The following is a 25,711-nucleotide window of genomic DNA, read 5'->3' on the forward strand; positions in this document are numbered from 1 at the left end:
CGTGGCTATTGTAGGCTCTGCACCTCCTTGCTGCCCCAACCCGAAGGGAGAGAGTGTGCCCGTGTCAGCCAGCCTGCCCATCGACAGCCTGCGAGCGGACTTCGACAAGGCCTGGTCGCGGGGGCCGGTTGTGGTCGCCGCGGCGACCGGCTCGGGCAAGTCGACTCGCCTGCCGCTGTGGATGGGCGAGCAGGGACCGGTGCTGGTGATCCAGCCACGGCGAGTGGCCTGCACCGCCCTGGCTGCCTGGCTCGCCGAGCAGGTCGGCGAGGCCGTCGGTGAAAGCATTGGCTATGCCATTCGTTTTGAGCAGAAGGTCTCTGCCCATACCGGAATCTGTTTCGTGACCCCCGGTATTGCACTGCGCTGGTTGGTCGAAGGCCGCCTGGGGAGCTTCGAGTCAGTCCTGCTGGATGAATTCCACGAGCGCCGCTGGGATACGGATTTGTTGCTCGCTCTTCTCCGTGATCAGGGGCGGCACCGCCTGGTGGTGACCTCGGCTACGCTGGCGGGGCAGCGGGTGGCCAAGTGGCTGAAGGGTGCCCTGCTTGAGGCCGAGGGCAAGCAATATCCGGTCTCGGTTCGCTACCTGGCCGCTCAGGAACGCGACATGCCAACGCAGAGGGAGCTTGCTACCCGCGTCCGCCAGGCCGTGCGGGCTGCAATGGATGAGACCGATGGGGATGTTTTGGTTTTCCTGCCCGGGCGGGGCGAAATCAGTGATTGCCACCAGGCCCTGAGCGGATTGTCGGCGGAACGGGTGGTCCTCCACGCCGGTGTGAGCCCGGCCGAGCAACAGGGTGCCTTGCGTTCAGGCCGGAACAGACGGGTGATCCTGGCCACCAATGTGGCCGAGACCTCGCTGACCATCCCGGGGGTGACGGCAGTGGTGGACAGCGGACTGGAGCGGCGGACCGCCCGCCGAAACCAGCGAACCGTGTTGCAGTTGGCGCCCATCGCCCAGGCGAATGCCGAGCAGCGGCGGGGACGGGCCGGCCGGGTAGCGCCGGGCCTGTGTCTGCGGCTCTGGGGGCGTCAGGCGCCCTTGGAAGCGTTTACCCCACCGCAGGTGCAGCGCGAGGACCTGAGCGAGATGATGCTGGCAGCGGCCAGCGCCGGCTATCGTCTGGAAGCGCTGGATTTTCCCGATCCCCTGCCGGAAAAGTCCCTGAGCGTAGCCCGGGAGAGGCTGGAGGCAATGGCCGCGGTGGATGAGGCGGGCAGAGTGACGGCCCACGGCTCGGGTTTGTTCGAGCTACCCATCGACAGTCATTTTGCCCACCTGATCACGGCCATGCCTGATGCTGCCAGCCGGGCCGCAATGGCCGATCTCACCGCCGCCTTGTCCACCCGTCCCCGACTGTTCAGATTGCCGGATTCCGAAACCGGTCGGCGCCAGGTGGCGGAATGGCAGTCGCAACCCTGTGACGCCATTACATTGCTAATGGCCCTGCGTGCGTCGGGATCGGAGTTGCCGGGGTGTCACCCGGCGGCGCGCCGGGATGCACGCCGTTTGGCCGTTCAGTTGCGCCGGGTGCTGGGGTTGCCCGAGGCGATCCCGGAAACCCTGGAGGTGGATCGCTCTGTTTGGCTCAAGGCCGTCATGCAGGCCGCCCCGGCGCTGGTGCATGTCCGTCGCGAGAAACGACGCCAGGCCATGGGTAATGGCGAGGGGGAAATTCTGGTGGATGAGCGAAGCCGTCTTCAGGAGAGCGCCGAGGCGGCCCTGGTCTTCGACGATCACAGTGTCCCCGGACGGCGGGGAACCCGGGAGACCCGGACCATAGGAACCTGCCTTGCCCCATTGCCACTTGATTGGCTGTTGAGCGCCGGTCTGTGCGAATCCAGGCTGGGCCCGGCAACAGTGGATGGCGGTCGACCGCGTGTGGTCGAGGCGCATTACTACGCCAATCGCCTGATCAGCCGAACAGAGCGTGAGCCTGCTGCCCGAGAGGTGCCCAGGGTCTTGGCTCGCTTGATTCTGGCTGGTCGTATGCTCTCCCCGGTGGGCGAGCAACTTCTGGAAGACCTGGCACGCTGGGAGCTCTATCAGGCCCTGATTCGGGCCGGGGAGGACCCAGGGGGGTGGCTGGAGGCGCCGCAGCCGCAGGAAAGGCAGCCAGTGCCGTCGGCAGAAGACTGGTTGTGTGAGCGCCTGGCGACACTTGGGGTGGAGTCCGTCGACGACCTGGAATTGCTGGCACCGGAAGACCTGCGCTTCGACGGGCTGCCGGACTGGGCGCAGACAGATTTTGACCAGCGCTTCCCGCGACGGTTTTCCCTTGGCGATCTGGAATTGTCTCTGGAATACGACCCGGACCGGAAGCAGATTACCCTGGTTCGGCAGGGCGGAACGCGGCGGGCCCCGCCCAAGCGATGGGAGCTCCCGAGCTGGACGGGATGGCGTCTGCGCTACCGGGAAGGTAACCGGATTACCGATATCCGCTAGTGGATGCTGCCTGAGACTGTGGAAATGAGTCTTGGGGCCTGTTAAGGGTCCCGTCGAGTTCGGGATTTTCAGCCCGGAGTTGAAGCAAATGGGGGGGTATATGGGGGGCCTCAGACGGGCGATTGCCGGTTGGTGGCTGTGAAACCTATGCTTTGAGTCGCAGGATCGGTCCATTCCTGGGTTGGCCGGTCCCCCGGGGGAGTCGGATATGCGAGCCGATGAAGCTCAAGAAATTCTTAGAAAAAGCAGATTATTCAGGGACCTGGATGACTCTTTTGTTGCTGATTTGAGCCATGCTGTCCGTGCGGTAGAACTGAAGAGCGGGGAAGATTTATTCTGCGAGGGCGCCCCCTCGGATTCACTGTATCTGGTCCTGAACGGCGAATTGGAAGCCTGCGTCGCCCAGAATGGGGGGCAGCAGCGTCTCGGGGACCTCCGGCCGGGTGAGCCGGTGGGTGAGCTCGGTGTGCTTTTTGGTGGTCCACGCACGGCGACGGTCAAGGCCGTCAAGCCGAGTCGGCTGCTGGCAATCGAGGCCCAGACATTGCGAGAGTGCCTGCCGCAAGCACCGCAACTGGAAGCGGCCCTGGAAGCGGAGGCCCGGGCTCGAATTCAGCGCAACGATCTGGATCAGATCGTTGAGCGATTTTTTGGCAATCTGGATCAGGTTGAGCGGGATGAACTGGCGGCGCGGCTGGAATGGGTGCGGCTGGACGCGGGGGAAATCCTGTTTAGACGTGGGGATCCGGGCGACAGCCTCTTCTTCATTGTCGATGGTTCGCTCTGGGCGGTGGCAGCCAATGAATATGGTGAAGAAGTGCCCATCGCCAGCCTGGGACAGGGAGAAGTGGTGGGCGAGATGGGCTTGCTGTCCGGCGAGAGCCGTTCCGCGGGCGTGGTGGCGGCTCGCGAGTCCACCCTGGTACGGCTGTCGCGAACCAATTTTGAATTGCTGAACCGGGAGTATCCGGCACTGGTCATGGGTATTACGCGCCAGCTCGCCGATCGCTTGCGGCGCAGCCAGCGGAAACAACCGGCCGCTCGCGGCGGTTGCCGTCGTATTGCCGTCATTGCCGCTAACCCCGACCGGAATCCCACCGCCTTGATGCGGGCTATCAGTGCCGCAATCGGCCCCAGCGCCGAGGTCCTGGACGTCGAGCGGGTGCGCAGACTGCAAGGTCAGGGTGACGGCCCCGGCGCCGATTCCATCATGGCAGAGGCCGGCATCGGCTTGATGCTGGATGAGATGGCGGCCAGTCGCGAAATACTGTTTCAGATTACTGAACCGCTCAAGGGCGGAGAGGCGAGTGCCTGGACGCGCCGTTGCCTCAATCAGGCTGACGAACTGCTGATCGTTGCGGACGGTAATGCGGACAGGGAACCCAACGGCCTGGAACGGGCGCTGTATGAGGATCGCCGCCGAACCACGGAGCTGCGTAGTCAACCGCGCACCCGATTGCTGCTGACTCACGAGAACGGGATGCGCCGGGTCCGGGATACCAGTCCCTGGCTCAAGGCACGTTCTCCGGACGGGCACTTCCATCTTCGCCTGGGTGATGATGAGGACCTGGCACGTGTTGCCCGCTTATTGGCCGGGCGGGCTGTTGGCCTGGCACTGGGTGGTGCCGGCCCTGGCGGGCTGGGGCAGGTCGGGGCGATCCAGGCTCTGGAGGAAGCCGGCATTCCTCTGGACATGATTGCCGCCAGCGGTGTGGGCGCCGTGGTTGGCGCCGGTTATGCCTTTGGCCTCTCCGGACGCGAGTTGGCGGAAGTGGATTGGCAGCGTCACCTGCCTGGACGTCATGCCAGTGGGTGGCCAGAACTGGAAACCACCGACATTGAAGATCTCTGGCGTCCTTTCGTTTGCGTCTCCACCAATCTGAACAAACAGACACTGAGCATTCATCGTCAGGGCAATCTGTGGGACTCGGTGGCGGCCAGCAGTATTGTTCCCGGCCTGGGCAGTCCCGTATCCCTTGACGGGGACTTGCATGTCAGTGGCAGCCTCATTAACCGTTTGCCAGGCGACCTACTGCGTGGGGTCGTGGGGAGCTGCATCGGCATTGATACCATGAACGGCCAACCGGATCATGTCGAGATTGACTTTGGTAGCCTGAGCCAACCCTGGTGGCGTCGCTTGCTACCGGGCTGGTCCCGGCAGGTTTCAGTGGCGCCGGATCTGCTCTTGCGTTCCCTGTTCGCGGGAAGTCACCGTGGAATCCGTGAGACAAAACGGCAGTTGGATGTCGACATCAGTCTGGCTTCCGAGCGTGGATTCAATGTGAAGGTAGACCCGGCCGATGTCATTCGTGACGCTTACCAGGAAACCTGCCAGTACATTGATCGTGTTGGAGTTCAAGAGCTACGGGCGCGGCTGGCGCTGGACTGAGCAGCGATCTGCTATGATGGTCGGACGGGCGGTGGATCCTGGCCGGAGGATCCACCGAGGGACGGGTATCAGAGTTTCCTTGGTTCCCCGCTCGGGAATGGCCGATAACACTGCCGGAGTCCCACAGTGGCCCAGCAACAAGCAAGCGCAGAACAGGATCAATCGAACTCCATCTGGCAACTGCTGGGTATTAACCTGACCGGCTTTACCCTATACCTCCTCCTGGGTTGGGTCTCCCTGCGCTTGTCGCCAGCCGATACCGTGGCCACCAGTATCTTTCTGCCGGCTGGCATCGCACTGGGCTGGGTTCTGATTTATGGCCTTCGGTCCCTAGTGGGAGTCGGCCTTGGGGCCCAGCTGGTGGGATTGATGGTTATCGAGCATCCGGGAGCCAATCCCGCCTTGTTGCTTTGGCCATTGCTGATTCTGCCAACGGCGGTGCTGGTACAGGCAGCCCTGGGGCGATATCTGGCTCAGCGCCTGGTGAACTGGCCAGATCCCTTGGACAGTCCCCGTAACATTTCCGCTTTCATCCTTCTGGTGATCCCGCTGTCCTGCCTGGTCCAGGCTTCCGTGTCCTTGCCCTGGTTGTGGTGGTTCGGTGGTCTGGAGTTTGGGCCGCAGTTGACCACCTGGCTTTCCTGGTGGCTGGCTGATGTACTTGGGGCGACTGTTATCGTGCCGGTGCTTCTGGTTTTTCTGGCCCGACCCCGTAACGTCTGGCGGCCCCGCCGTGTGGTTCTGGTCTTGCCTCTGCTGTTGCTTACCGGCCTAGGTCTGCTTCTGTTTCGCCAGCTGGATCTGCTATCGGTGGAACGGTTCGCCGCCGATTTCGAGCGGGATACCGAAGCATTGTCTCAGCAGTTGGAACGTCGTCTTGATGCCCACATGGAAACTCTGTTGGCTCTGGAGCGCCTGGTTCAGCTCAACCCGGATCTGAGCCGCGACCAGTTTCGCGACTTTGTTGGGCCTTTTCTGGACCGACACTCGGCTAGCCAGAACTTCAGCTTCAATCCTCGGGTAAGGGATGCCCAACGAGCCGAATTCGAAGCAGAAGTTCAAAGGGCAGGTTTTGGTGAATTCCAGATTCTGGACCGCCTGGATGGAGCAACGACGGGCAGGGCGGCCACTCGCACCGAGTATTTTCCTATCCTTTATGTTGAGCCGTTGGCGGAAAATCGATCGGTTATCGGGCTTGACCCCCAGTCCATCGATTCACCACAAGTAGCCATAAAGCAGACCATGGAATCCGGCGAGCCAAAGGCGAGTGCGCCTTTCACTCTGACTCAGGAGCCGGGCGACCAGATTGGGATGGTGATCTACAGCGCGGTGAAGGATCGGTCCGGGAGCGGAGAGGAAGCCGTGATTCTGGGTCTGGTCACGGCCGCATTCCGCCTTGGGGACTTGATGGAAGACGCCATTGCTGCTGCACCCACAATGGAACTGCAGGTCTGCCTGGTGGACCTGGGGGGCCGGGCGGGGAGTCAGAGACTGGCGGGCACTCAGGATTGTGAACGGCCTGACTGGCTTGCAGCCAGGCACGTGGGTTTGCGTGAGTTGGGCTTTGCCGGGCGGGAATGGCAGTTGCGGGTCCAGCCGGGTGCTGGCACCGCTGTGGTTCATACCTGGCCGGCCTGGATTCCGACGCTGATTGGGTTCGTTCTGACGGGAAGCCTGGCGGCCTTTCTGCTTCTGGTGACCGGTCAGAGTAGACGCGTGTCAGAGTTGGTTCAACGCAGGACGAGGGAACTCGCAGAAGCTAGTGAGGAATTGCTCGAACAGCAACAAGCCCTGGATAGGGCCCAGCAGGTTGCCGCCCTGGGTAGCTGGGAATGGATTCCGGGCGAAGAAGGCAGCTTCAATGCATCCCGGGGTCTGGCCGAACTATTGGGACTACCCCTGGAGTCACTGGATAGCCCCGATGCCCTGATACGGGCGATCCATCCTGATGATCAACCCAGACTAGCCAGTCTCCTGGGCCGAGCCGAGCTGGAGGCAGAGCCATTGAGCATGGATTGTCGCCTGGGAAGGCAATCGGAGCGGGTTCTGCATATGGCTCTCGAAAGTGACTGGGCGGAGGGCCGACCCTGGCGCGTTCGGGCCATTGCCCAGGATGTCACTGATGCCAGAAAGGCAGCGGAACGTATTGAATATCTTGCTCACTATGATGAACTCACGGGCTTGCCGAATCGCCGTCTCTGGTTTACCTGCGCAGAGCGTGCCCTGCAATCTGCGAAGCGTCATGGTTACAAGATGGCAGTGATGTTTCTTGACCTGGATGAGTTCAAGACCATCAATGATTCCCTGGGTCATGGTGTGGGTGATGAGTTGTTAAAGCAGGTTGGCAGGCGGTTGGGTGAGGCAGTCAGGGATGAAGACACGCTGGCCCGCTTGGGTGGGGATGAGTTTGTTATTCTTCTTCCTCGTCTGGAGGAAAGCAGTAGTGCAGCGCCTGTTGCAGAGAAGCTGTTGAAGGAAATGGCTGAACCGTTCGAGCTGGAGGATCGACGATTCAAGCTCGGCGCGAGCATCGGGATTACGATCTATCCGGATGATGGTGATGATGTGGATACCCTGCTCCAGCACGCGGATACAGCCATGTATCGGGCGAAGTCCGCGGGGAGGGATAACTATAAGCATTTCGCACCCGAGATGAATGACGAAGCCCGCGCGCGGCTTGATATGGAAAATGCCATCCGACGGGGGTTGGAACAGGACGAGTTCATGCTCCATTTCCAACCGCAGGTAAACAGCCGGGATAAGAGTATCGTGGGTTTTGAGGCTCTGCTGCGCTGGCATCATCCGGAGCTTGGAATGGTACCCCCGGGCGAGTTCATCCCCGCAGCAGAACGTTCGGGTTTGATCTTGCCACTGGGGGATCGAGTTCTCTGGATGGCCTGCAGGCAGCAGAAGGCGTGGTCTGACTCTGGGAATCCAGTGTTGTCCCGTGCCGGGATTTGCGTGAATGTCTCCCCCATACAGTTTCGCCGCCTGAGTTTCGTGGACCACCTGAAGAAGATCATCCAGGCAACGGGTGTGGATCCAGCATTGTTGACCCTGGAGATCACTGAAAGCAGTCTCATGGATATGGATTCCCAGGTGTTGGAGGGGCTGCATCGATTGCGTGAGCTGGGAATCAAGCTGGCGCTGGATGATTTCGGGACCGGCTATTCCAGTCTGTCTTATCTGAAGCAGTTGCCGATCACGCTGATCAAGCTGGACCGTTCCTTCGTCATGGACCTGCCGGACGATGAGGAGGATGCGGCCATCGCGGAAACCGCCATTGCCATGGCAGCCAAATTGGGCATGACGGTGATTGCCGAGGGTGTGGAAACCGGGGAGCAGCGCCGCTTTCTGGAAAACCTGGGCTGTTGTTTCATGCAAGGCTTCCTGTTCGCGCGCCCCATGAGTCCGGATGATCTGGCCGATTGGGTGAAATCACCACTGGAAGATTAATCATCCGGGTTCGAATTCGATTTCGAGAAATGAAAAAGGCCGCCCACTCGGGACGGCCTCGATCATTGTATGGCGGAGAGGGTGGGATTGCTCGGCCCATCCCTGGGCCTCGGCCTCCGCTTCGCTCCGGCGCTGCTCCGCTGCGCTGCGCAGCCCAAATGCGTTCCTACGCATTTGTCGAACCCGAGTTGTTATTGACTCGTGGGTTCGAATTCGATTTCGAGAAATGAAAAAGGCCGCCCACTCGGGACGGCCTCGATCATTGTATGGCGGAGAGGGTGGGATTCGAACCCACGAGTCCTTGCGGACTGCCGGTTTTCAAGACCGGTGCATTCAACCACTCTGCCACCTCTCCGAAAACTACCGTGGCGTCTACATGTTCTAGCAAGACCCTGCGGACTGGCGGTTTTCAAGACCGGCGCTGCCGGGCCCAGGCCCTTCGCTGAAAGCGAGGGTTCGATGACAGCCGCGAGCGCGGCCCGCGGTCCGATAGGGGCTGTGCGGTGCCGGGACGAAAGGATAACATGACGAGATCATTTTTCGTGAGGGAGATTGGCATGAAAGCGTGGCAGATGGCGGTCCTGATGGTTTTGGTGGTTCTACTGGCGGCCTGTGAGCGAGAGGTGGAGGCGCCCTGGGCGGCGGTGCATCCCCCGGAAGACAGGGCGGATGTCTGGGAATCGGAGGGGCGGCTTTTTGTGGTTTTTGCGCCGGAAGATGCCGAAGTGCCCCACGTCCACATGGGGTTCCCCCCATTTTCCGACTCTGATCCCTTCTTTGCCGTGGATGTGGAAGACTGGAATGGCGATGAGCCGCTCCGCCTGGCCGGCGATATGATCGGTTTTCCGCCCGAGCAGGTGGATGACGTGCCGGAGGGGCGCTACCAGTTGCAGGCAATCTACAAGACGGATTTCTTTTTCCACCAGGCGGTAAGCGAGGGAAGCTGGCTGTCGGAACCGCTGGTGGTGGATTGGCCGGCGGACCGGGGCGAGATCGAACTGCAGCTCAGTGAGTACCTTCCGGATGAACTGCCCGCGGACCGGTCCAATTTGCAGTTCGTGCGGATCAAGAGTGAGCTGCTGAGCGAGTTCTGGGGCGAGGAGATTGAGTTGCGCGCCGCCGTCATCCTGCCCACTGATTGGGAAGAGAGTGGCGATGAGTATCCGGTGCGCTACAACATCGGCGGTTATGGCTCACGCTATACCCGTGCCCTGGAGTTGATGGAGGCGGGCAGTGATTTCCGCGATGACTGGTATGACCCGGCCAATCCCAAGTTCATCATGGTGTTGCTGGATGGCACCGGCCCCTTCGGTGATCCCTATCAGATCAATTCCCGCAACAGCGGTCCCTGGGGGGATGCCGTCACCGAAGAGCTGATTCCCTACATCGAGGAGCGCTTCCGTGCCATCGGCGAGCCGGAGGCCCGTTTCCTGGATGGCGGCTCCACCGGGGGCTGGGCTTCATTGGCGATGCAAGTCTTCTACCCGGATTACTTCAATGGTGCCTGGTCTTTCTGCGCCGACAGCCCGGATTTTCGCCGGTTTCAGCTCATCAACCTCTATGAAGATGAAAACGCCTACTACAACCGCCACAACTATCTGATACCCAGCAAGCGCTCCATTGAGGGGGATCCGGAATTCTCCATCAAGGCAGAGATTGCCATGGAGCGGGTCATGGGACGCGGCGATAGCTTTGTGACCGGCGGTGAGCAGTGGGGTGCCTGGCATGCCCTTTACGGCCCTCGTGGTGATGACGGTCTGCCGGTGCCGGCCTGGGATGAGCACAGCGGCGAGATCGATCCGGCGGTGGTGGAGTACTGGAAGGATTACGACCTGGTCCGCTACCTGGAGGCCAATTGGGATGAGATCGGTGAAGAGCTGGCCGGCAAGCTCAATATCTGGATGGGCGACATGGACGACTACTATCTCAACCCCGGGATGTATCGTCTTGCCGACCTGATGGATGAGTTGAGCAATCCCGATCCCGAGGCCCGATTCACCTGGGGGCGTCTCCAGGGACATTGCTGGATTCCCCTGAGCCACGCCGAGATTTTCTCGGAAATGGCGGAGCGCCTGGAAGACTGAAGGGATTGGGTTGGGGCGCAGAGGCGCCGATGCGCCTGTGCGCCCCAGCTCAGATTGCCAACAGGCCGAGCAGGGCGAGGAAGACAAGCCAGACGAGCAAGGCTGGGCCCATGGCCGCCAGCCGGGCATCAAGTTGCCTCAGTGTGACGGGTAGCAAGGTCGGCATGGCGGGTCTGCCGGGGAGTGACCAACTGGGCTGGCGCAGGGTGGGCAGACGGAAGAGTTCTATCAGATCACCGGCCGGTATTCGGGGGTGCCGATTGGCGGGCCAGTAGCGCCAGGTGAGAGCGGCCAGGAACAGCCCGAGTAACACCGGCAAGCCTGTTTCCAGCAGATAGCCCGGTTTCACGGCAATCCCGCTTTCCATGGCGTTGTCCGTGATGGCAATGATCCAGGGCAGCCCCAGCGATAGCAGCAGCAGAATCATCCACGCCACCACCGGTCGTGACCATTGATTGTCCGCTGTCTGGTGTTGTCCTGCCAGTTGGTGCAGAAAGCGCATCAGCAACAGTGTGGTCAGCAGGCTACTGATCAGCAGGATGGGTTCCAGCCAGGTCAGTGATTCCGGGATCTCGCTCTTCATCAGAATCTTGGCCAGGGCACCGCTTAGCAGGGGCGCACCGGCCAGGCTGAGGCTGGGCAGCCATAAGAGTTTTCCGATCCAGCGATGGCCGGCATGGTCCACTCCCAGAAACAGCAGAGTCTTGGACAGGCCATGATGAAGTGCAAACAGGACTGCAATGCTGATCAACAGTGGTGCATTTTCCGGCGAGTAAAGGGCCATCCCCACCAGGCTGGCCACCAGCCCCATCTGGCTGATGCTGGAGTAGGCAAGGATGACCTTGGCTTTATGCTGGCTCATCCCGATCAGTGCGGCCACCAGGCCCGTGAACAGGCCTGCGGCCAGCAACATCAAACCGGCAGTTTCCAGGTCGATGCCCTCGCTGCCCAGTGGCAGAAAGCGTAGCCAGCCGATCAAGCCCGCTTTCAGGATGACGCCACTGAGGACTGCGCTGGCGGGCACCGGAGCCTGGGGATGGGCGAGGGGCAGCCACATATGCAAGGGAATCAGCCCCATCTTCACGGCAAACCCAGCCAGGAACAGCCAACTGATCAACGTCCCGTGGTTCAGACCGGCGTATTCCGCCGCCAGGGCATCCAGGGGCGCATTGCCGAGCTGCCCTGCCAGGAGGATCAGGCCGCTCAGGATCATGGCCTCGCCCAGCAGCGCCATGACCAGATAGACGCGACCCGCACGATAGTCGGCCATTCGGCCGAAGAATATGACCAGACCATAGGCGGATACGCTCATCATGGCGTAGGCGGCGTAGAAGCTGGCGGCGTCCAGGGTTATGAACACGCAGAGATTGCCGGTCCAGGTCAGCAGCCAGAACAGATAGAAGCGCGGTTGCTGCTCTCGCTCGATGGTATCGCTGGCATGCAGCCCGGCCACAGTCCAGGCCGCAATGGCTAGCAACAGCAATGGCAGCGCCGTGTTGTCCACCCCCACCCGAGCGCCCAGTAGCAGCCAGGGCAACTCGACAAGCTGATCGTGCAGCAGGACCAGGGGCAAAGCGAACAGGGGAAGCCAGGGAGCGGTGCGCAGGGCCAGGCTGCGGGTGCTTGCCAGAAACAGGCCGGCCGCCACCAGTAATGGCAGCACGGGCAGGCAAAAGGCCAGCAATGGTGGCAGCCAGCTGCTCATCATCCGTAGAACCTCTCAATGATAAAGCGGGCCCACTGCAGGGGACTGAAGGGCATGGAGGCCAACAGGCCCGCCCCCAGTGAAAGGGCCGCCGTGATCAGGGCCGGCCAGAGCAGACCGGGAGAGGCATCCTCTACACCCTGGTGCGAAACCTTCGTAGGGGGCGCGTCAAACCAGGCGCGTTTCAAGACGGGCAGAAAGTAAGCGGCATTGAGCAGGGTGCTGGCCACCAGCACGGCGATGACCCAGTACTGGCCGCTGTCGATGCTGCCCAGTCCCAGGTACCACTTGCTGACGAAGCCGGCCACCGGCGGAATACCGATCATTCCCAGGGCGGCCACGGTAAAGGCCATCATGGTCCAGGGCATGCGTCGGCCGGCTCCCGCCATTTGATCAACGGTCTTGATGCCATGGGTTTCGGCAAGATTGCCGGCACAGAAGAAGAGGGTGATCTTCATCAGCCCCTGATGAACCAGATGCACCAAGCCGCCAATGGTGGCCAGGGGGCCGCCAATGCCCACGCCCAGGGTGATATAGGACACCTGACTGACCGTTGAATAGGCAAGCCGGCGCTTGATGTCCTGCTGTCGCAAAGCCAGCACGGAGCCGTAGATGATGGTGATCGACGCCATGATGGCGAGGAAATGGTTCATCCCGAGAATGGCGGTCAGCTCCAGACCGAAGACGTCATAAACGATTCGGACGATACCGAAGGCCCCGGCCTTGACCACGGCCACGGCATGCAACAGGGCACTGACCGGTGCCGGCGCCACCATGGCTCGGGGAAGCCAGGGATGGAAGGGCACAACCGCGGCCTTGACCGCGGTACCGGCGAACAGCAACAGGAAAAGCCCGGTCAGAAGACCCGGAGACAGTTCCAGGGCGGTTAGGAAACCGCCGGCCTGGAAGTCGGTGGTTCCGGCCAGCCATTGCACCATCACCACGCCAATCAGGAACAGGGCGCCGCCACCCAGGGTGAAGCCCAGGTAGAGGCCGCCGGAACGCAGGGCTTCGCGGGTACCGCGATGGACCACCAATGGCCAGGTGGCCAGGGTCAGCATTTCGTAGAAGATGAAGAAGGTAAACAGATTACCGGCAACCGCCACCCCCATGGTCGCCGCCACACAAAGACTGAAAAAGCCGAAAAATCGGGCCCGGTTTGGCGAGTCTTCCAGATAGGCAATGGCATAGATGGTGGTCAGCAGCCAGAGAATGGCCGACAGGCTGCTGAGCATCATGCTGAGGGCATCAGCATGGAGCACGAAGCTGATCCCCGGCATTAGCTGCCATTCAAAGAAGAATATCTGCCCTTGGGCCACGCCCCAGAGCATGATCCCCACCAAGAGAATCTTGACCAGCGCCGCGGCAATGTTGATGAACACGCGGGTTCGGTGCCAGGGCTCGCCCAGGGTGAGAATCACCAGGCCGGCCAATAGCGAACTGAGCACCACCCACATTGGCATGGCCGCATAGAGTCCCGCCATGTCTAGACTGATCATGCTTGGGCCCCCGTGACCGGCGCAGCGATTTCAAGAAACGGCGCCAGCAGGCCGCCGGCCATCCCCAGGGCGATGGCAAGAAAGGCCAGGATGACCGGTGGCCAGACCAGAGCCCGCGTCAATTGGCCTTGGGCTTGGTGGATGGGTGTCTCCTGGTGAGGGTCGGGACTGAAAAAGGCGTAACTCAGTATCCGGAAGATGTAGGCCGCCGCCAGCAGCCCGCCGAGGCCAATCACGACCGCCCACCACCACTGGCCTGACTCAAGCGCGGCCGAGATCAGCCACCATTTGGCAATGAAGCCTCCGGTGGGCGGCAGGCCGGCAATGGCCACGCCGGCCAGACCGATGACGAGAATGTTCTTGGACAACACTCGGTCACAGCCGGCCAGATTCCTCAGGCTGTCATCCCGCAAGACCATGATGAGATTGCCGGCGGCGAGAAAAAGCGCTGCCTTGGCCAGACCGTGGGTGAGGGCGTGGTAGATCACACCGTTCCAGGCCAGGACCGAGGCCATGGGAATGAGCAGGAGCAGGTAGCCGAGCTGAGCCACGGTGGAATAGGCGATCACCCGCTTCAGTCGGGTCTGGCGCAGGGCCTGGATGGAGGCATAGATGATGCCGGCCGCGCCGAGCGCGCCCATGAGCTGTGCCATGGCCGGTGTCCATTGGGCTTCCAGTGGGCCCATCCACAGCCGCAGGATCAGGTAGGCGGCCGCCTTGGCGACCAAAGCAGAGAGCAGGGCACTGGCCGGGCTGGGGGCACTGGCATGGGCTTCGGGCAGCCAGGCGTGGACCGGAAACAGGGCGGCTTTCATGGCCACGCCGGCGGTCATGGCCAGGAGGGCAACCGTCAGTGCGGGGTGGGGTTCTGCCTGCTCCTGGAGCAGAGGCAGAGAGAGCAGACCCGCCTGAGCGTAGACCAGGGCAACGCCGAGCAGAAAGATAATCGAGCCGACCAGGGCAAAGAGCAGGTAGCGCATGGCCGCCGCCATGGCCGCGTGGCCGTGACTGAGGATCACCAGCGGGACCGCGGCCAGGGTGGTGATCTCCAGGGTCACATACAGATTGAACAGGTCGCCGGACAGAAACAGTGCATTCAGGCCCGACCAGAGGAGCAGGAACAAGGGCCGGAACTCGGCGGCCGGGGCCGGCTGTTTCAATTGCAGCCAGGCCCCGGCATAGACCTGAATGAACAGGAACAGCAGGGTATTCAGCCACAGCATGGCCAGGGTGAGGCCGTCCACATAGAAGGGAATGGCCAGTCCCCGGTCATGGCCGCCAAGCTGCATTTCCAGCGGCCCCTCAAGGAGTACCGCGCCACTGAAGGGCGTGAGCAGGGCCAACAAAATCAGCCCCAGTCCCATTCCAAGCCAGTCCGCACTCCGCTGCCACTGAGCAAGGAAGACCAGCAGGGCCAGCAGCAAGGGCCCGAATACCATGAGTACCGGCAGCAGAATGCTAAGTTCAGTCAGGCCCATTCTGCCTCCCGTCCTGACTGCCGGTCTGATCTTCCTCGTCGTCGGCGGCTTGCAGGTAGCGCAGCAGTGCCAGGGCAAAGGCGGTCAGACTGACAGCGATCACGATGCCGGTCAGCACCATGGCCTGGGGAATGGCATCGACGCCTTCGGGGTTCTCCGCCGACACCAGAATGAGGAAGAGGAAAACGGCCGTGGCCATGACGTTCGCGGCCAGTAGTCGATGGATCAGACCAGTGCGGACCAGTACCGCATAGAGGCCAAGGGCGAATAGGGTGGCGGCCGTGGTGGCATAAAGCATGACGGTCATGATGTTTGCCCCCTGGCCAGGCCCAGGCTGCCGGAAAAGAGCATGAGCAGGGTGGCAGCGATGGACAGGGTGAGGGCGAATTCAATCAGCAACACCAGGGAATAGGCTGCGGTCTCGGGGTACTGCAGGGGTGCGGAGGACCATATCAGTGCTGCGCAGGCAAACAGGCTGAACAGGGCAAGGCCGATTACCAGTATCAGACGCAGGCCCGGTGAAGCGGTACCGGTCGGGACCAGTCGTCCGGTCAGACGGTATAGCACCCCCAGTGCAGCCAGCAGGGCGCCGGATTGAAAGGCGCCCCCAGGCGACTGGCTGCCGGCCCAGAACAGGTACAGACCGGCCATCAGCATCAGGGGCGTGGCCACGGTCAGCAGGGGGGTAAGCATTGGCGGGCTGACCGGTGCCGGTGGATGCAGGTCCGGCAGGCGATAGTGGCGGATGAGAATATGCACCCCGATCAGGGCCAACAACAGAACCGCCATCTCCAGGAGGGTGTCGTAGGCCCGGAAATCCAGTAGCACGACGGTGACCGGGTTACCGAGAAAATGCGATTCGCCCTCGCTTCTCGCCATGGCCGCTGCCGGACCGTCAGCCACCGTCAGGCTGTACATGAGCCAGGCCAATCCCGCTGCAAGCAGGATGGACAATCCGGCGGCGACCAGACGAAACACCGTGCCGGGCGCGTCATCCTGACTGGCAGCCTCACCGGCCTGACGGCGGGTATAGGTGGCCTTGCAGGCGTTCAATAGCAGGGCTCCGGTGAGCCCGGCGCCGATCGCTGCTTCCGCCAGGGCCAGGTCTGGTGCCTGAAGCCGGGCCCAGGTCAGGGCCATGAGCAGACCGAAGACCATGAACAGCACGGTGGCTCGAAACTGGCCACGGGATAGCACAGCACTGCCGGCGATGCCGAGCAGGCCGAGACAGAGCAGCAGGTCGAGGAGAAAACCGGGCTCAATCATGCTCGGCCTCCGAGCGGCGTGTCTCGTGCCAGCGGGCGATCAGAAAGGCTGAAAGGGTTGCCGAGAACATGGCCAGCAGCCAGATGAAGACAAGCAACAGGATCCCCTGAAGGCTGCCATCGTGGATGGCCAGGCCCAGGCAGATCAGTCCCAGGCCGAGATTGTCGGCCTTGGTCAGGGCATGCAGGCGGCCCGGGGTATCGGGAAAGCGCAACAGCCCGGCGGTGCCGGCGAGAAAGAAAAAGGCCCCCATCAGCAAAATGGTGATGCTGAGTATGTCAGTCATGCCGCTGCTCCTTGCGGGAACGCAGACGGGTGGGCAGTTGCACGAAGGCAATGCTGCCGATGGCGGCAAGCATGACGAACAGCAGGGCGACAATCTTGAGAGCCGGCTGGTTTGTCGCATAAGCGAGTAGCAGAAGCACAGCCACCGTGGTGGTGCCGAACAGCAGGATTGCCAGCATGCGGTCGGCGGGGCCGGGGCCGGACCAGGCACGCACCAGACCCAGTGCCAGGTTGAGCACCAGGAACAGCGCCAGTGAGTGGAGCACTAGCGTCATGAGGGGGCACCTGACCGGTCAGGAAAAACGCCACGACAGTAGCGTTCCAGTTCTTCGGCTGCCTGTTCCGCATTGCCGGCGATGCTGTGAATCAGTAGCCTGTCGTCACGGTAGTTCACCGACAGGGTGCCCGGCATGAGACTGAGGGTGGCAATCAGCAGGGTTCGCGCCGTCCCGTCCGGGCCATGGAAGCTGTACTCCTGATAATGCAGTTGCAAAGGCATGGCCGGGTGCAGGGCGCGCCAGGCCACGTCCAGGCCGCCCACCACTGAGCGCGAGAGGAAATAAAGGGAGAAACGAAGCAGGCCCAAGGGTGAGAAATTCCCGAGCCGGGGCTGTATCAGCCAATGGGAGAGCAGCAGAACGACGACAATACCCGGCAGCGCGAACCACCAGCCCTGATCACCGGCGAGGGCATACCAGAACAGGGCCAGCAGGATGCCGACAGGTAGGAAATGGCTCTTGAATGTTCCGCTTGTTGCCTTCCGGTCTGCGCTCACGGTAGTCGGCTAATGGTTGGCGGTCTGCAATCAGTCGGCGGGCACCAGGTCATGCCAGGCCTTGTCGGCGCCCCAACTGGCTCGAGCCATCTCGGCTATTCGGTCCAGGGCGTCTTCCGGGACCAATTCGGGGTCGCCGAGTTCCCGTTCATTGTAATGATACACATAGAGCCGGGAGGCAAATTGCTCGAAGGGCAGGGAGGACTCCCCTGGGATCTCGCCATGGCCTTCGGTGGAGGTGATCACCCCTTGTCCCCAATCCTGGCGACTTTCGTTGTTTGGATTGAAGAAATACACCCGCATCTCGCCCTGGGGGTCCAGCATCACCCGTTGAATGGATATGGCATGCCAGCCAATGAAATGCCCGAAGGAGTCGGTGGCGACCACGCCGGCGGGTTGGGGATAGATCAGCTCGGCGCCATCGTTGTGCATGGGATGATAGCCGGTGTAGAAGCGGCGAATGAATCCACGGAAATCCACCACCGCCCCGGTGCTGTATTGAATGCAGCTGGCGAAGCCGCGATTGACCCACCAGCCGTGGAATTCGGGATTGATCCAGCGGTGGCCATCCTCGCCCCGGCCCATGATTCGCCGCCCCATTTCCCAGTAGATCTTGTCCAGATGGGGGACCATGAGCAGGGAGACCATGTCCAGTTCGGTGTGGAAGTCCTCGATCAGGCCTTCGCTGAGTTCACTGGAGCGGATCAGGGCACCTTCGAAATGCATGTCGATTTCATCATCCCGCGCCGCCCACATGATCAGCTCCAGCAGATAGCCCGGATCACATTGTGCCCAGAGACTGATGGCCCGGGCCGACTGACAGGTGGGATTATTGCCCTGGCCAAGGCCAATGGGTTGGCCAAGAACGCTGATCGTGCCAGCCAGAAGCAGGCTGTGACCGGACAGATGATCGGGCGCCCCGGACTCCCGGTGCAGACGCTGGGAGACTGCTTCGGCCGGTTGAAAGCGGGTCAGGCGCCACAAGGCCGGCGCGATGGGCGGGAAGAACAAGATGCCCCGGTTCAGGAGGCAATGCAGGCCGTAGACGGCCTGGGCGGTTTCCGGACCAATGGCTTCCCGGATCAGGGTTCGACAGAGTGCCTCATAGGTGTCCAGGCTATCCCGCCCGACGCCGTCCAGAGCCAATAGCATGCTCAGTTCTTCCTGGCTGGCATCAGCCAGATGTTGGAGCAGGGCGGCATGACTTGGGCAGACCAGGCCGGTAGCGGCAATGCTGGTTCCCAGGCGGTCCAGCTCCGCCAGCTGTTCTTCCTGGCCGAGCGCGTCATAGCTTGCCACCGCTGTTTCCGGGGACTGGGCACTGAGTTCGGTGGGACCACGCCAGGCCCGGACCATGCGAGCGGCCCGTTGCTGGTCGGTCTTGTCCTCCATGTCGTCGAGGCGCGATTCCAGGCGCTCCAGCATGCGCCAGACCGGTGAGACATCGATGGGACGCTGGCGCAGGATCTTCTCCGATTCATCCACCAGGCGGTGCAGAACCCCGCCATCGCCAAGATGATCCAGAAGGAAACCCATCAGTGACTGGGCGATATGACGCTGGGTATCGCTCTGTTCCCGGGCCGCCTCGCTATGGTCGGGGAAGACCAGGCGGATATTCATGGCCAGCACTCGCTCCAGGAAGCGGCGGGCCAACGCCGCTGAGATGCCTTCGTACTCGCAGTCTTCCCGGGCCAGGGCGAGCATGCGCAGTTCGCTCAGGGCTTCCAGTGCCAGGGTGCGCAGGGGGCCCCCGAGTGATCCGGTGACCAGTTCCGGCAGCAGGCGCTCGGGGTAGTGCCAGTCGGTCCCATAGAACAGGCCTGCCGACTGAAAGCCCGGGGCACGCTCGTATAGCCGCGGTATGCCGCCCGGCAGTTTCATGATGCGGGCGGCCAGGTCCAGGATCTGGGTCTGATAGTTGGCCTTGGCGAAGTCCCGGGCGGCATCGAGGCGGGACAGGGCCTGGTCGAAGCGCTGGAGATTCCGTTCCAGCAACTCATCTGCCTCGTTGCTGCCGGGACCACGTTCCTGCTTGTTCATACCCATTCCTCTTGCAGCCTAGCATTGCTAGGGATTCGGGTGCTGCAAGCTCAACAGTAAACCATTGCCGCCCGTCTCGGCCAGTGGCCGGGGCGGTCGCATGTGGCGGCCCGCTCGGTTAGAATAGCGCCACCGATTCTGGGAGTCGCCCGAATGCCGCATTCCATGCAAGGCAATCGCCTGTTGAGCGTGCTGGCCGCCGTTGGCGCAGTATTGCTGAGTATCCTGGCTTTTGTGGTCGGTGCGGTGGCCTTCGTCACTTTTGTGGGTCTGGCGATTATCGCTTTCGTGGTATTCCAGCTCCGCCTGTGGTGGCTGCGGCGCCGTGCCGCATCGGCTCGCCGCCGGCAGCGGTCGGAGGAATCGGCCACCCAGCCCCGGCGGGGCCGGGTGATTGACGGCGACTACCATCGCGACCCGCCTGATCGGGACGCCTGAGTTTCCAATTCAATTCATCGTTTCAGTCCAGAGGTACCCAATGGCTTCCAAGGATTTCTCCCAGTACCGCGCCCATCCCTGGCACGGGATTGAGGCAGGCCCGGATCTGCCCGGCACCATCAACGTCTTCATCGAGATCACGCCCGCCGATCCCATCAAGTATGAGATCGACAAGGACACCGGTTATCTGGTGGTTGATCGGGTGCAGCGTACTTCCTCCCTGCCGCCGGCCGTCTATGGCCTGGTCCCGCGCACCTACTGCGGCAGCCGTGTGGCGGCGCTGACCGGCGACGGTCTGGAAGGGGACGGCGATCCCCTGGACGTGGTCATCTTCAGCGAACGCCCCATCGGTCAGGCTGACGTGCTGGCCGAAGCCAAGGTGGTGGGTGGCCTGTGCACCGTGGACAAGGGTGAAGCCGACGACAAGATCGTGGCGGTGCTCCCCAGCGACCGGGTCTACGGCGGCATCGAGGATATCTCCGAACTGCCGGAGGTCTTCGTCGAGCGTCTGCGTCACTACTTTGAGACCTACAAGTGGCTGCCCGGCATGGACAAGTCTCCCTGCGTTGTCAACAGCATCTATGGCCGTGACCAGGCTCACAAGGTTGTGGAAGCGGCTCTCGCCGACTACCGCGAGCTGGTGGGAGAGGACGCTGCCAAGGCCGCTAACGGCTGATCCGCGAGCCGGTTTCCGGATGGCATGAAAAAAGCCCGGCAACCGCCGGGCTTTTTTCATGGTGTCATTATTATTGGCTGGATCAATCGGTGTCTTCGTCGCCCTCGGGCTCATCAGACCCCTGGAAGCAGAGCATTTCGGCTTGCTCAAATCCCGCCAGAATGGGGCCGGTGTGGAGCCGCAGGCCGTTGCTGATGTCGTCGCCCTGAAAGTGGAGGGTGCCGGCTTCGTCAAGAAAGATAGAGATGGCGTCATTGGCAAGCGGGGAGGCCACCAGATTACTGGCCGGGCGCCAGTAAACATCGTCGGTGAATACGCCCAGGTATTCCTCGTCGTCATAGCGAGCCTGCAGCCGAACCCAGGACAAGCCATCTGATGGCGTGCCCTCGATTCGCAGATCAATCGCCACCCGATCCTGTACGGCCAATAATTCCCCGCGCAGGCTCCCGTCATACTCCTGGATCACCAGGTAGCCCTCGGGGCGGGGAATGGAGCGAAAGGCCGGGTCTCTATATCGATTGGCATCCAGTTCCGCCGCGGATTCAGGCCAGTCGGCATGGCCTTCAGCCTGGGTGTCCGCGTTGAAAGGCTGCCCTTCCAGCCAGGTGGCATTGTCACAGACGACCATGATTGGCCATTCGTCTGACTCCGATGCCACGACCGAGCCTGCGAGCAGGAACGAGAGAGTAAAGCCCAGAGCCTGGAGTATGGGATATGGCATGGCGGCTTGGCTGCAAGTCTCTCCTCGTTGGGCGAGCTGGGCTTGAGTATTCTGCATGGGGCCTAGAGCATTCCCGTTTGCAGTTTGGCCTCGTCGGACATCATGTCCCGATGCCAGGGCGGGTCGAAGACCAGTTCCACATTGGCTTTTTCAATCTGGGTGATGCGTTCCAGCTTCTGTTGCACGTCAGCGGCAAGGACATCGCCCATGCCGCAGCCGGGGGCGGTGAGGGTCATTTGCACATTGACGTGATAACGGCTGTTGCCAATGGGGGTCAGGTCACACTGATAAACCAGACCCAGGTCCACAATATTGATGGGGATCTCGGGGTCGTAGCAGGTGGCCATGCGCTCCCAGCAGAACTTTTCCAGTTCTTCCTCGCTGGCATCCGCATCCAGCTCCGGCTCCTGCTCGGGTTCGATGCCGAGTGCATCCGCATCGTGACCCCCAATGCGGGCCATGTTGCCGGACACATAGACGGTATAGCTGCCACCCAGGGCCTGGGCGATGACCACTTCGGTGTTCTCCGGAATCACGACCCGGCTGCCGGAAGGGATGAGTACCGCTTCGCAGTCTCTGGTCAGGGCAATGGGATCACCACGGGTATACATTGGCAGTGAGCTCCTTTATTCCGTCGTGGCCAGGTCTTCACCCTGCAAGGCCGCATGCAGGGTATGCCAGCACAAGGTGGCGCATTTCACTCTTGAGGGGTAGGCTTTGACACCCTCAAGGGCTGCCAGTTTCCCCAGTGCTTCGGTGTCTATATCCTCACCCTTGCCGGTGAGCAGATCATGCATCTGCCCAAACAGCGTTTCTGCTTCCTCGGCCGGCTTGCCCTTGAGGCGCTCGGTGAGCAGGGAGGCGGAAGCCATGGAAATGGCGCAGCCGGAACCTTCAAAGGCAACATCCTCGATCACGCCATCCTTTTCGACCACATAAAGCTTGAGCTTGTCTCCGCACAGGGGGTTGTAGCCCTCGCTCACTCGCGTGGGGTTCTCAATGCGGCGGAAATTGCGCGGTCGCCGGTTATGGTCGACGATAATTTCGTGATAGAGGTCTTTGAGGTCCATTTGCTGTTATCCCCTTCAAGCCAGCAATTCGCGCGCCCGGACGAGGGCGTCGGCGAGGGTGTCGATTTCTTCCAGGGTGTTGTAGAAGGCCATGGATGCCCGGGCCGTCGCTGGCAGCCCCAGTTTCTCCATCAGCGGCATGGCACAGTGATGGCCGGCGCGGATGGCCACCCCTTCACTGTCCAGAATGGTGCCCAGGTCGTGCGGGTGGACGCCATCCACCACGAAGGACACCACCGCAGCCTTTTGCTCGGCTGTGCCGATGAGTGTTACCCCCGGTGTTTCCGAGAGACGGCGGGTGGCATGTTCCAGTAGACGGTGTTCCCAGTCGCCAATGGCATCCAGGCCAATGGACTCCATATAATCCGCCGCCGCGGCCAGTCCAATGGCGCCGGCAATATTGGGTGTGCCGGCTTCAAACTTGTGCGGCACATCGTTCCAGACGCTGCGTTCAATGCTCACCATCTTGATCATCTCGCCACCACCCTGCCAGGGCGGCATCTCGGTAAGCAGCTCCTTGCGTGACCAGAGGGCGCCAATGCCGGTGGGGCCGTACATCTTGTGCCCCGAGAACGCATAGAAGTCACAGCCCAGGGCCTGAACATCCACCGCCATATGCGGCGTCGCCTGGGCACCATCCACCAGTACGGGCACGCCGAAGGCATGAGCGCGTTCAACCAGATGCTTGACCGGATTGATGGTGCCCAGGGCATTGGACACATGGCCCACCGCAAACAGCCGCGGTCGACGGCTGATCAGGGCTTCAAAACTCTCCAGATCCAGTTCGCCGCGCTCATTGACTTCCACCGCGCGCAGGGTGGCGCCGGTCTGCTCACAAACCAGTTGCCAGGGCACGATGTTGGAGTGGTGGTCCAGTTCCGTGACCAGAATCTCATCACCCGGTTCCAGGCGAGGGCGGGCCCAGCTTTGGGCCACCAGATTGATTGCCTCGGTGGTGCCGCGCAGGAAGATCAGTTCCTCGGTGGCCGAGGCATTGATGAAGTCCGCCATGCGTTCCCGTGCCGATTCATAGGCAGCAGTCGCGCGCTCGGCCAGGGTATGAACACCACGGTGGATATTGGCATTGTCACGACGGTAGTACTCGGCCACGGCGTCGATGACCTGGCGTGGCTTTTGTGCCGTCGCGGCATTATCCAGATAACAGAGCGCCTTATCCTGAACTGTCTGATCCAGGATGGGAAAGTCCGCCCGGATTGCAGAGAGATCCAGGGGGCTGTCGCTTTCGCTCAACTTCTCCGGTGCAGTACTCATTGTTCCACGGACTCCAGGTCATCCAGCCGGCCTTCGCCGGAGACGCGGTTGACCACCAGGTGATCAAGCCATTCCCGAATTTCGCTCAGGCCCATGCGTTCAATGACCGATTCCGCAAAGGCGAAGGTCAAAAGGTCACGGGCCTTGTCGGCATCGATGCCCCGCGAGCGCAGATAGAAGAGGGCATCCGGGTCCAGTTGCCCGATGGTGGCACCGTGAGAGCAGGCCACGTCATCGGCATAGATCTCCAGTTCCGGCTTGGTGTCCACTTCCGCCAGTTTGCTCAGCAGCAGATTGTCGTTCTTCTGGCCGGCATCAATCTTCTGGGCATTCTTGTGGACCACGACACGGCCATTGAATACGGCACGGCCACGGCCCGCCATCACGCCTTTGTAGGTCTCATCACTGATGGTGTGAGGGGCGGCATGGTCCACGCAGGTGTGGTTGTCCACATGCTGGCGGTCATTGACCAGATACAGACCATTCAGCACCGCCTCCGCACCTTCCTCGGCGAGTCGGGCATTGATGTCATGCCGGACCAGGGCCCCGCCCAGGTTGACGTTATGGCTGACGTAGCGACTGTCACGGGCCTGGTGCACATGGATGCCACCAATGTGATAACCCGCCGTGGACTGGCGCTGGAGCAGATAATGTTCGAGGCGGGACTGAGCGCCCAGGGAGATTTCACTGACCACGTTGTTGAAGTTGGCCGCTTCATCCAGGCCCACATGGTGCTCGATCACCGTTGCCTCGCTGCCCTGTGCCATCTGCACCAGTACGCGGGGATGAAAGACAAAGGCCTCATCACCCGGTACCGACAGGAACAGCAATTCAATGGGTGTCTTGCACTGCACGTTGGCAGCCACCTCTACCAGCGCCCCGTCGGCCACGAAGGCGTTGTTCAGGGCAGTAAAGGGGGTGTAGTCAAGACCGGACTGTCGACTCAGGCGTGCCTGCAGATTCTCCGGTTCGCGCTCCATGGCATCAGCGATGGAGCGAACAGTGACGCCCTCGGGCAAGCCACTGATATCGGAAAGTCCGGCCTGATAACGGCCGTTGACGAATACCAGCCGGGCGGCATCAAGCCCCGGTACCCGGGCTTCGTCCAGGCGATCAGCCGGCACCGTGGTGCTGCCCGGCAGGGCGAAGCGACCCTCGGTGATGGGGCGCAGACTGGTGTACTTCCAGTCTTCGTCCTTCTGCGTTGGCAGGCCCTGTTCACGAAACCGGGCCAGGGCGTCACGGCGCAGGGTGGACAGCCAGCCCTGTCCGGGGAGCTCGTCCACCGCCCGGTCGAATTGGGTCAGGAAGTTGTAGCGTGCAGTATCCTCGCCACTCATGCTTCAGCCGCCTCCTTCTGGACCCCTTCGTAGCCGTCGCGCTCAAGCTCAAGGGCCAGGTTCTTGTCACCGGTCTTGATAATCCGACCACCAGACAGCACATGCACCTTGTCGGGCTCCACGTAGTTCAGCAGTCGCTGGTAGTGGGTGACCATCACGAAGGCGCGCTCAGGGTCGCGCATCTGGTTGATACCCTCGGCAACCACCTTGAGGGCATCGATATCCAGGCCGGAGTCGGTTTCATCGAGAATGGCCAGCGTGGGTTCCAGTACCTGCATCTGGAAGATTTCATTGCGCTTCTTCTCGCCACCGGAGAAGCCTTCATTGACGCTGCGGCGGATGAAGCTTTCATCCATGCCCATGCGCTTCATCTTCTGCTTGACCAGCATCAGGAAGTCGGCGGAATCAATGGGCTCCTCGCCGCGATGTTCGCGAATGGCGTTGAGCGCAGCCTTCAGCAGGTAGACATTGTTGACGCCAGGAATTTCCACCGGGTACTGGAAGGCCAGGAAAACACCTTCATGGGCCCGTTCCTCGGGTTCCATCTCAAGCAGATCCTTGCCGTTCCAGGTGGCGCTGCCCTCGACGACCTCGTAGTCGCCCCGGCCGGCGAGAATATGGGCGAGAGTGCTCTTGCCGGAGCCATTGGGGCCCATGATGGCGTGCACTTCGCCGGGCTTCACTTCCAGGTTCAGCCCGCGCAGGATTTCCTTGCCTTCTACATTGACCTTGAGGTTTTCAATCTTAAGCATGTCTTGTTACCTGTCT

At 61.6% G+C, this 25,711-nt stretch carries 21 protein-coding genes and 1 tRNA gene; 6 read left to right on the top strand and 16 right to left on the bottom strand.

What is annotated here, in order from left to right:
- Positions 1–61: 61 nt before the first annotated feature.
- From VCB98_RS06735 to VCB98_RS06745, 3 genes are all read left to right on the top strand, one after another.
- Positions 62–2,449, top strand: a complete 2,388-nt coding sequence (locus tag VCB98_RS06735) for a helicase-related protein (protein WP_346051139.1) — start codon at positions 62–64, stop codon at positions 2,447–2,449.
- Positions 2,450–2,657: 208 nt separating this feature from the next.
- Positions 2,658–4,838, top strand: a complete 2,181-nt coding sequence (locus VCB98_RS06740; RefSeq protein WP_346051140.1) for a cyclic nucleotide-binding domain-containing protein — start codon at positions 2,658–2,660, stop codon at positions 4,836–4,838.
- Positions 4,839–4,964: 126 nt separating this feature from the next.
- On the top strand, positions 4,965–8,294 hold the full coding sequence (locus tag VCB98_RS06745; RefSeq protein ID WP_346051141.1) for an EAL domain-containing protein: 3,330 nt from the start codon (positions 4,965–4,967) through the stop codon (positions 8,292–8,294).
- 267 nt (positions 8,295–8,561) lie between these two features.
- Here VCB98_RS06745 and VCB98_RS06750 read toward each other — a convergent pair.
- Positions 8,562–8,649: transfer RNA gene (locus VCB98_RS06750), tRNA-Ser, on the bottom strand.
- Positions 8,650–8,851: 202 nt separating this feature from the next.
- Here VCB98_RS06750 and VCB98_RS06755 point away from each other — a divergent pair.
- Complete coding sequence (locus VCB98_RS06755; protein ID WP_346051142.1) at positions 8,852–10,378, top strand: alpha/beta hydrolase-fold protein; 1,527 nt, start codon at positions 8,852–8,854, stop codon at positions 10,376–10,378.
- A gap of 49 nt (positions 10,379–10,427) precedes the next feature.
- Here the strand turns inward: VCB98_RS06755 and VCB98_RS06760 are convergent, their stop codons facing one another.
- From VCB98_RS06760 to VCB98_RS06800, 9 genes are read right to left on the bottom strand one after another with little or no spacing between them, the layout of a single operon-like run.
- A complete protein-coding gene (locus VCB98_RS06760) occupies positions 10,428–12,086 on the bottom strand; it encodes a complex I subunit 5 family protein (RefSeq protein ID WP_346051143.1) in 1,659 nt (552 codons plus the stop codon).
- Positions 12,083–13,582 carry a proton-conducting transporter transmembrane domain-containing protein gene (locus VCB98_RS06765; RefSeq protein ID WP_346051144.1) on the bottom strand — a complete coding sequence of 500 codons (1,500 nt, stop codon included), beginning with the start codon at positions 13,580–13,582 and terminating at the stop codon, positions 12,083–12,085. The genes VCB98_RS06760 and VCB98_RS06765 overlap by 4 nt, the downstream gene beginning before the upstream one ends.
- Positions 13,579–15,060, bottom strand: a complete 1,482-nt coding sequence (locus VCB98_RS06770; RefSeq protein WP_346051145.1) for a complex I subunit 5 family protein — start codon at positions 15,058–15,060, stop codon at positions 13,579–13,581. Before VCB98_RS06770 ends, VCB98_RS06765 begins: the two co-directional genes overlap by 4 nt.
- Positions 15,047–15,367 (bottom strand): NADH-quinone oxidoreductase subunit K, encoded by a 321-nt coding sequence (locus VCB98_RS06775; protein ID WP_346051146.1) that lies wholly within the window; start codon positions 15,365–15,367, stop codon positions 15,047–15,049. Before VCB98_RS06775 ends, VCB98_RS06770 begins: the two co-directional genes overlap by 14 nt.
- Complete coding sequence (gene mbhE, locus VCB98_RS06780) at positions 15,364–16,326, bottom strand: hydrogen gas-evolving membrane-bound hydrogenase subunit E (protein WP_346051147.1); 963 nt, start codon at positions 16,324–16,326, stop codon at positions 15,364–15,366. Before mbhE ends, VCB98_RS06775 begins: the two co-directional genes overlap by 4 nt.
- The gene (locus VCB98_RS06785) at positions 16,319–16,612 is read right to left on the bottom strand and encodes a cation:proton antiporter (protein ID WP_346051148.1); all 294 of its coding nucleotides are present in this window, start codon (positions 16,610–16,612) and stop codon (positions 16,319–16,321) included. Before VCB98_RS06785 ends, mbhE begins: the two co-directional genes overlap by 8 nt.
- Positions 16,605–16,886 carry an MrpF/PhaF family protein gene (locus VCB98_RS06790; protein WP_346051149.1) on the bottom strand — a complete coding sequence of 94 codons (282 nt, stop codon included), beginning with the start codon at positions 16,884–16,886 and terminating at the stop codon, positions 16,605–16,607. The genes VCB98_RS06785 and VCB98_RS06790 overlap by 8 nt, the downstream gene beginning before the upstream one ends.
- Positions 16,883–17,386, bottom strand: coding sequence for a Na+/H+ antiporter subunit E (locus VCB98_RS06795; protein ID WP_346051150.1), 504 nt, complete (start codon positions 17,384–17,386; stop codon positions 16,883–16,885). Before VCB98_RS06795 ends, VCB98_RS06790 begins: the two co-directional genes overlap by 4 nt.
- A 30-nt stretch (positions 17,387–17,416) precedes the next feature.
- Positions 17,417–19,426, bottom strand: a complete 2,010-nt coding sequence (locus tag VCB98_RS06800; RefSeq protein WP_346051151.1) for a hypothetical protein — start codon at positions 19,424–19,426, stop codon at positions 17,417–17,419.
- A gap of 153 nt (positions 19,427–19,579) precedes the next feature.
- Here VCB98_RS06800 and VCB98_RS06805 point away from each other — a divergent pair, with 153 nt between their 5' ends.
- A complete protein-coding gene (locus VCB98_RS06805) occupies positions 19,580–19,864 on the top strand; it encodes a hypothetical protein (RefSeq protein ID WP_346051152.1) in 285 nt (94 codons plus the stop codon).
- Between the two features lie 40 nt (positions 19,865–19,904).
- A complete protein-coding gene (locus VCB98_RS06810) occupies positions 19,905–20,540 on the top strand; it encodes an inorganic pyrophosphatase (RefSeq protein ID WP_346051153.1) in 636 nt (211 codons plus the stop codon).
- A gap of 82 nt (positions 20,541–20,622) precedes the next feature.
- Here the strand turns inward: VCB98_RS06810 and VCB98_RS06815 are convergent, their stop codons facing one another.
- From VCB98_RS06815 to sufC, 6 genes are all read right to left on the bottom strand, one after another.
- Positions 20,623–21,261 (bottom strand): hypothetical protein, encoded by a 639-nt coding sequence (locus VCB98_RS06815; RefSeq protein ID WP_346051154.1) that lies wholly within the window; start codon positions 21,259–21,261, stop codon positions 20,623–20,625.
- Between the two features lie 62 nt (positions 21,262–21,323).
- Positions 21,324–21,872: a putative Fe-S cluster assembly protein SufT gene (gene sufT / locus VCB98_RS06820; RefSeq protein ID WP_346051155.1), complete on the bottom strand. Its 549-nt coding sequence runs from the start codon at positions 21,870–21,872 to the stop codon at positions 21,324–21,326.
- Positions 21,873–21,887: 15 nt separating this feature from the next.
- Entirely contained in the window at positions 21,888–22,331 is a 444-nt protein-coding gene (gene sufU, locus VCB98_RS06825; RefSeq protein ID WP_346051156.1) for a Fe-S cluster assembly sulfur transfer protein SufU, read from the bottom strand.
- 15 nt (positions 22,332–22,346) lie between these two features.
- Positions 22,347–23,603: a cysteine desulfurase gene (locus VCB98_RS06830; protein ID WP_346051157.1), complete on the bottom strand. Its 1,257-nt coding sequence runs from the start codon at positions 23,601–23,603 to the stop codon at positions 22,347–22,349.
- On the bottom strand, positions 23,600–24,943 hold the full coding sequence (sufD, locus tag VCB98_RS06835; RefSeq protein WP_346051158.1) for a Fe-S cluster assembly protein SufD: 1,344 nt from the start codon (positions 24,941–24,943) through the stop codon (positions 23,600–23,602). The genes VCB98_RS06830 and sufD overlap by 4 nt, the downstream gene beginning before the upstream one ends.
- Complete coding sequence (sufC, locus tag VCB98_RS06840; protein ID WP_346051159.1) at positions 24,940–25,695, bottom strand: Fe-S cluster assembly ATPase SufC; 756 nt, start codon at positions 25,693–25,695, stop codon at positions 24,940–24,942. The genes sufD and sufC overlap by 4 nt, the downstream gene beginning before the upstream one ends.
- Positions 25,696–25,711 lie beyond the last annotated feature (16 nt).

The sequence above is a fragment of the Natronospira elongata genome, from assembly GCF_034931365.1.
Taxonomy (GTDB): domain Bacteria; phylum Pseudomonadota; class Gammaproteobacteria; order Natronospirales; family Natronospiraceae; genus Natronospira; species Natronospira elongata.